The sequence below is a fragment of the Serratia sp. CY33525 genome, from assembly GCF_052169115.1.
GTDB classification, from domain to species: domain Bacteria; phylum Pseudomonadota; class Gammaproteobacteria; order Enterobacterales; family Enterobacteriaceae; genus Serratia; species Serratia sarumanii.
The window spans coordinates 64,477-71,298 of the sequence record NZ_JBJNLK010000014.1; the positions used below are offsets into that span (position 1 = coordinate 64,477).

Genomic DNA, 6,822 nt, shown 5'->3' on the forward strand with positions numbered 1-6,822 from the left:
CAGCTAAGGAACTGAAATGAAAGCGGCAACCGCTGTAATCGACCGCCGCGCTCTGCGACATAATCTGCAACAGGTGCGCCGCCAGGCGCCGCAAAGCCGCCTGATTGCCGTTGTGAAAGCAAACGCTTATGGACATGGCCTGCTGGAAACAGCCCATACCCTGCAAGACGCCGACTGCTACGGCGTGGCGCGCATCGGCGAGGCGCTGATGCTGCGCTCCGGCGGCATCGTCAAACCGATCCTGCTGCTGGAAGGCTTCTTCTGTGCCGAAGATCTGCCGGTGCTGGTGGCGAACAACATCGAAACCGCGGTACACAGCATCGAACAGCTCGAAGCGCTGGAGCAGGCCGAGCTGGCGCGCCCGGTGCCGGTGTGGATGAAGCTCGATACCGGCATGCATCGGCTGGGGGTGCGCCCCGAACAGGCGGAAGCGTTTTATCAGCGCCTGTGCGCCTGCCGCAACGTGGCGCAGCCGGTCAATATCATGAGCCACTTCAGCCGCGCCGATGAGCCGGAGTCCGACGCCACCCTGAAACAGATCGCCTGCTTCGAGCAGTTCGCGCGCGGCAAACCGGGCCAGCGCTCGGTCGCCGCGTCCGGCGGCACGCTGCTGTGGCCGGATGCCCACAATGAGTGGGTGCGTCCTGGCATCATTTTGTACGGCGTGTCGCCGCTGGATAACGGCAGCGGCGCCGAGCATGGGCTGCAGCCGGCGATGACGCTGAAGTCCAGCCTGATCGCGGTACGCGAGCACAAGGCCGGCGAAGCGGTTGGCTACGGCGGCACCTGGGTAAGCCCGCGCGATACCCGGCTCGGGGTGGTGGCGATGGGATACGGCGACGGCTACCCGCGCAGCGCGCCGACCGGTACGCCGATCCTGATCAACGGCCGCGAAGTGCCGATCGTCGGCCGGGTGTCGATGGACATGATTTCGGTCGATCTCGGGCCGGACGCCGCCGATAAGGTGGGGGATGAAGCGGTGCTGTGGGGCCAGACGCTGCCGGTCGAGCGCATCGCCGCCTGCACCGGCATCAGCGCTTACGAACTGATCACCAAGCTCACGCAGCGCGTGGCGATGGAATACATCGGCGACTGATGCGCAGCAGGGGCCGACGCGCGTCGGCCCCGTTTCTCAGCGGGTTACTTCTTTACCGCCAACCACTTATCGATAATCTTCTGATACTCGCCGGTCGCCTTGGCCAGGTGCAGCCACTGATCCACATACAGTTTCCAGCTCAAATCGTCGCGCGGCAGCATGTAAGCCTTCTCGCCGTACTGCATCGGTTTGCTCGGATTCACCGCGCACAGCTTCGGATAGCGCTTCTGCTGGTACAGCGCCTCGGAGGCGTCGGTGATCATCACGTCCGCCTTGCGGTCTACCAACAGCTGGAAAATGCTCATGTTGTCGTGCGTCAGCGTCAGCTTGGCCTTCGGCAGATAGGCGTGCACGAAGGCTTCGTTGGTGCCGCCCGCCGGCTCCAGCAGGCGCACCGACGGTTTGTTGATCTGCTCGAGAGTGCGGTATTTCTTCACGTCGGTGCAGCGCACCAGCGGGATTTTGCCGTCGGTATCCAGCTTGTCGGCGAAGAACACCTGTTTTTGTCGCTCTAGCGTGACGGAGATGCCGCCCATCGCGATATCGCACTTGCCGGAGGTGAAGTCCGGCGTCAGGGTTTTCCAGCTGGTTTTCACCCACTTCACTTTGGCGCCCAGGCTCTTGGCCAGTGACTCTGCCATATCGATGTCGATGCCTTCATAGCCGCCGTCTTCCTTGAGGAAGGTATAGGGCTTGTAGTCGCCGGTGGTGCAGACCTCCAGGGTCTTTTGCTGCAGCACCTTGTCCAGGTGGGATTGCGCGCCGGCGCCGCCGGCGGCGAGCAGCAGCGCGAGAGGGAGTAGCTTTTTCATCTGGCGTCCTTTTTATACATTCGTGGTTTTATGCGTTACTTCGCCGTTAATTGTCGTTTACCTGCATGAGTTAGCCGTTTTTTATGCCGCTTACCGGCGAAAACGCCGGGCGTTGCTGCTGTACGCGATTTAAGCGCCAGGGTGTGACGTCGGCAACGGTAAAAAAACTGGTAGGCTGTAACGTCAACATTTATTAACACAGTTTACAGGTGGCTATGTACAACATTGACGATTTTGATATGAAAATCCTGACGCTGTTACAGGCCAACGGCCGTCTGACCAATCAGGAACTGAGCGAGCTGGTCGGGCTCTCCGCCTCCCAATGTTCGCGGCGGCGCATCAGCCTGGAGCAGGCGCAGCTGATCCGCGGCTACCACGCGCGGCTGGCGCCGGAGGCGGTCGGACTGGGGCTGGTAGGGCTGATTGAAGTCAGCCTGATCACGCACGCGCAGGAGCAGATCGACAGCTTTCATCAGATGCTGGAGGAGGTGGACGCGATTCTTGACGCTTACAAGACCACCGGCGACGCCGATTACCTGCTGAAAGTGGCGGTGGCGGACCTGCCGGCGCTGAGCGAGTTCATCAGCCAGACGCTGTCGCCGCACAAAAGCGTGGCGCATATCAAAACGGCGGTGGTGCTCAATCGCATCAAGGAAAACGGTTTGTTGCCGGTGGCGAGATAAAGCTAAAACCGAATGCGGTTTTCCGTCTATATTAGGAACGTAACGCTGTGCCCAAACCACAATAAATAAACCAGGAGAAAACCCCCGTGTTCCAGAACGTTGACGCCTATGCCGGCGATCCCATTCTGTCGCTGATGGAAAAATTCAAACAAGACCCGCGCGCGCACAAGGTGAACCTGAGTATCGGCCTGTACTACGATGCGCAGGGCATCATCCCGCAGATGCGGGCGGTCGCCGCGGCGCAAGCGCAGTTGAACAGCGTCGAGCACGGCGCCTCGGTATACCTGCCGATGGAAGGGCTGCAACCCTACCGTTCCGCCATCCAGCAGCTGCTGTTCGGCGCGCAGCACCCGATGCTGCAGCAGGGGCGCATCGCCACCGTTCAGACCGTCGGCGGTTCCGGCGCGCTGAAAGTGGGCGCCGACTTCCTGAAAAGCTACTTCCCGGATTCGCAGGTGTGGGTCAGCGATCCCACCTGGGAAAACCACGTCGCCATCTTCAGCGGCGCCGGTTTCAAGGTGAATACCTACCCGTATTTCGACAGCGAAAGCCTGGGCGTGAAGTTCGACGCCATGCTCGCTGCGCTGAAACAGCTGCCGAAGCACAGCATCGCGCTGCTGCACCCGTGCTGCCACAACCCGACCGGTTCCGACCTGACCCCTGCCCAGTGGGATGAGGTGGTCAAGGTGATCGCCGAGCGTGAAATCATTCCGTTCCTCGACATCGCCTATCAGGGCTTCGGCGGCGGCATGGAGCAGGATGCCTACGCCATTCGCGCCATCGCGGCGGCCGGCCTGCCGTGCCTGGTGAGCAACTCGTTCTCGAAGATCTTCTCGCTGTACGGCGAGCGCGTCGGCGGCCTGTCGGTGGTGTGCGAAAGCGAAGAGGCGGCCGGGCGCGTGCTGGGCCAGCTGAAGGCCACCGTGCGCCGCAACTACTCGAGCCCGCCGAACTTCGGCGCGCAGCTGGTGGCCAAGGTGCTGAACGACGCCCAGCTGAAAACCCAGTGGCTGGACGAAGTGGAGAGCATGCGCACCCGCATTCTCGAGATGCGTCACGCGCTGGTGGACACCCTGAAGAGCGCGCTGCCGCAGCGCAACTTTGATTACCTGCTGGCGCAGCGCGGCATGTTCAGCTACACCGGCTTCAGCGCGGCGCAGGTCGATCGCCTGCGTGAAGAGTTCGGCGTCTACCTGATCCACAGCGGCCGCATGTGCGTGGCCGGCCTGAACCACAACAACGTGCGTCAGGTGGCCGAGGCGTTTGCCGCGGTGCAGTAACGCCTGTTAGTCTGAAGGGACGTTCATCGGGGAGCGATAGCGATATCGCTCCTTTTTTATTGCCGGCGCGCCGCCGAAGTTGCCGCAAACCGGAGAGAGAATATACTGATTGAGGGGCGCTCACTCATGTGGCATCAGCAAACGCTAATCCTCAGCGCAAAAGCGCGTGGCTTTCATCTGGTTACCGACGAGATCACCAACCAGTTAACCCACTTACACCGCCTGCAAACCGGCCTGTTGCATCTGTTGCTGCAGCATACCTCGGCCTCGCTGACGCTCAACGAGAACTGCGATCCCACGGTGCGAGCCGATATGGAGCAGCATTTCCTGCGTCAGGTGCCGGAAAACGCACCCTATCAGCATGACTACGAAGGGCCGGACGACATGCCGGCGCACATCAAATCCTCGCTGCTGGGCGCTTCCCTGACGCTGCCCGTCAGGCACGGGCGGCTGATGTTGGGCACATGGCAGGGCATCTGGCTGGGGGAGCACCGCATCCACGGCGGAGCACGCCGTATTGTGGCCACGTTACAGGGGGAATAACCCAATGAATAACAGTGCATTGCTGGAGTACTGCATGGCGAAGCCGGGCGCGGAACAAAGCGACCAGAACCAGTGGCAGGCCAGCCAGATCAAGGTGGGCGACGTGATGTTCGCCATGGTGTGCGAGGTCGAAGGGCGGCCGGCGCTGGCGGTCAAGTCCAGCCCGGAGCTGGCGGAAAGCCTGCGTGAACACCATCCGGAGATCGTCGCCTGCGACGGCCTGAACAAGGCGCACTGGAACACGGTGTTTCTTGACGGCAACCTGCCGAACTCGCAGTTTTACACGCTGATCGACAGCTCCTATCAGCTGGTGGTGGAAGGCCTGCCCGAACACGTGCGCCAGGAACTGCGCGCCTGATTGTCGGGCGGCGGCGCCGCCCGTTTTCTCCTGCTTTTTCATGTTAAAGCGTGATCGCGGCTTTAAGTTGGGAACGTTCCCTTTCTGTTGCCGGGCTAAAGCGGCTACGCTTGGGCATTCAAGAAACGCGGGTAAAATAAGGAGGCCGACATGGGCATCAGCGAAGAAAAGCGCAAGATGATCGCCGGGGAACTATACGACGCCGGCGATGACCTGCTGCGCAGCGAACGTCGGCGCGCGCGCCAGCTGACGCATCGCTATAACCACTCCTCGCCGGAAGAGGGCGAGCTGCGCAAACAGTGGCTGGGCGAGCTGCTGGGCGGCTATCAGGGCGGCACCATCGAGCCGACCTTCCGCTGCGACTACGGCTATAACATCTATCTGGGCAAGAACTTCTACGCCAACTTCGACTGCGTGATCCTCGACGTGTGCGAGGTGCATATCGGCGACAACTGCCTGCTGGCGCCGGGCGTGCATATCTACACCGCGACCCATCCGCTGGACGCCGAGACCCGCGTCGGCGGGGCTGAGTTCGGCAAGCCGGTCAGGATTGGCGATAACGTGTGGATCGGCGGGCGCGCGGTGATCAATCCGGGGGTGACCATCGGCGACAATGCGGTCGTTGCCTCCGGTGCGGTGGTAACCAAAGACGTGCCGGCCAATTGCGTGGTGGGCGGCAACCCGGCCAGGATCATCAAGCAGCTATAAGAAACGGGCGCCGTTGGGCGCCCGCCGTCATCAGACCCGCAGCGAGTCGATATCCACCACGAAGCGGTACTTCACGTCGCTTTTCAGCATGCGCTCATAGGCTTCATTAATCTGCTGCATCGGGATCAGCTCGATATCCGACGTGATGCCGTGTTGGCCGCAGAAGTCCAGCATCTCTTGCGTTTCCGCAATGCCGCCGATCAGCGAACCGGCGATGCGGCGGCGCTTCATGATCAGATTGAACACCTGCGGCGACGGGTGATCGTGTTCCGGCGCGCCGACCAGCGTCAGGGTGCCGTCGCGGCGCAGCAGGTTGAGGAACGGATTCAGATCGTGCTGGGCCGCTACCGTGTTGAGGATGAAGTCGAAGCTGTTGACGTGCTGCGCCATCTCCTCCGGGTTGCGCGAAATCACCACTTCATGAGCGCCAAGACGCTTGGCGTCTTCGATTTTCGACGGCGAGGTGGTGAACAGCACCACGTGCGCGCCCATCGCCCGCGCCAGTTTGACGCCCATGTGCCCCAGCCCGCCGAGCCCGACGATGCCGACTTTTTTGCCTGGCCCCGCGCCCCACTGGCGCAGCGGCGAATAGGTGGTGATGCCGGCGCACAGCAGCGGCGCGACCCCGGCCGGATCGAGATTTTCCGGCACGCGCAGCACGAAGTCCTGATCCACCACCAGATCGGTGGAGTAGCCGCCGTAGGTCACGGCGCCGGTCTGGCGATCCTGACCGTTATAGGTGCCGGTGAAGCCGTTCTCGCAATACTGCTCCAGCCCCTCATCGCAGCTCGGGCAGCTGCGGCAGGAATCTACCATGCACCCGACGCCGACCAGATCGCCGACCCGGTAACGCGAGACGTGGCCGCCGACGGCGCTAACGCGGCCGACGATTTCGTGGCCCGGCACCACCGGGTAAATGGTATTGCTCCATTCATTGCGCGCCTGGTGCAGATCCGAGTGGCAGACGCCGCAGAACAACACCTGAATTTGCACATCGTGGTCGCGCAGGGTGCGCGGCTGGTAATCGAAAGGCACCAGCGCAGACTTCGCATCATGCGCGGCATAGGCATGGGTAATGTTCATGGTCGCTCCAGTTATCAATGTATGGGGGACAACGCTTGGCCGGCAGCGAGTGCCGGTGAGACGCGGCCTGAGTCAGACAGGGCGGCCGCCGAGGGAACATTGATGATAAAAGCGGTGAGCGCGGAGGGAAATGCCTGAAAATGTCGAAATCTTGCCTGTTTCTGTTTGATTGCAGCGAAACGGGCCGGGGGGGGGGGGGGGGGGGGGGGGGGGGGGGGGGGGGGGGGGGGGAGGGGGGGGGGGGGGGGGGGGGGGCGGG

General features: G+C 62.2%; 8 protein-coding genes. 6 read left to right on the top strand and 2 right to left on the bottom strand.

The features are described from left to right. The first annotated feature begins 16 nt into the window (after positions 1-16). Complete coding sequence (alr, locus tag ACJ8IM_RS23625; RefSeq protein ID WP_033654712.1) at positions 17-1,096, top strand: alanine racemase; 1,080 nt, start codon at positions 17-19, stop codon at positions 1,094-1,096. A 44-nt stretch (positions 1,097-1,140) separates the two neighbouring features. Here the strand turns inward: alr and ACJ8IM_RS23630 are convergent, their stop codons facing one another. Continuing rightward, entirely contained in the window at positions 1,141-1,908 is a 768-nt protein-coding gene (locus tag ACJ8IM_RS23630) for a transporter substrate-binding domain-containing protein (protein WP_033654711.1), read from the bottom strand. A 215-nt stretch (positions 1,909-2,123) separates the two neighbouring features. Between ACJ8IM_RS23630 and ACJ8IM_RS23635 the strand changes: the two genes are divergently transcribed. From ACJ8IM_RS23635 to maa, 5 genes are all read left to right on the top strand, one after another. Beyond that, positions 2,124-2,591, top strand: a complete 468-nt coding sequence (locus tag ACJ8IM_RS23635; protein WP_004936775.1) for an Lrp/AsnC family transcriptional regulator — start codon at positions 2,124-2,126, stop codon at positions 2,589-2,591. An 86-nt stretch (positions 2,592-2,677) separates the two neighbouring features. Continuing rightward, positions 2,678-3,871 carry an amino acid aminotransferase gene (locus ACJ8IM_RS23640; RefSeq protein WP_033649714.1) on the top strand — a complete coding sequence of 398 codons (1,194 nt, stop codon included), beginning with the start codon at positions 2,678-2,680 and terminating at the stop codon, positions 3,869-3,871. 126 nt (positions 3,872-3,997) lie between these two features. Then, on the top strand, positions 3,998-4,414 hold the full coding sequence (locus tag ACJ8IM_RS23645) for a secondary thiamine-phosphate synthase enzyme YjbQ (protein ID WP_016930264.1): 417 nt from the start codon (positions 3,998-4,000) through the stop codon (positions 4,412-4,414). 4 nt (positions 4,415-4,418) lie between these two features. Then, positions 4,419-4,772 carry an MmcQ/YjbR family DNA-binding protein gene (locus ACJ8IM_RS23650; RefSeq protein WP_019453210.1) on the top strand — a complete coding sequence of 118 codons (354 nt, stop codon included), beginning with the start codon at positions 4,419-4,421 and terminating at the stop codon, positions 4,770-4,772. Positions 4,773-4,922: 150 nt separating this feature from the next. Continuing rightward, on the top strand, positions 4,923-5,480 hold the full coding sequence (maa, locus tag ACJ8IM_RS23655) for a maltose O-acetyltransferase (protein WP_033654710.1): 558 nt from the start codon (positions 4,923-4,925) through the stop codon (positions 5,478-5,480). A gap of 30 nt (positions 5,481-5,510) precedes the next feature. Here the strand turns inward: maa and ACJ8IM_RS23660 are convergent, their stop codons facing one another. Beyond that, positions 5,511-6,563 carry an NAD(P)-dependent alcohol dehydrogenase gene (locus ACJ8IM_RS23660; protein WP_033654709.1) on the bottom strand — a complete coding sequence of 351 codons (1,053 nt, stop codon included), beginning with the start codon at positions 6,561-6,563 and terminating at the stop codon, positions 5,511-5,513. Between the last annotated feature and the right edge of the window lie 259 nt (positions 6,564-6,822).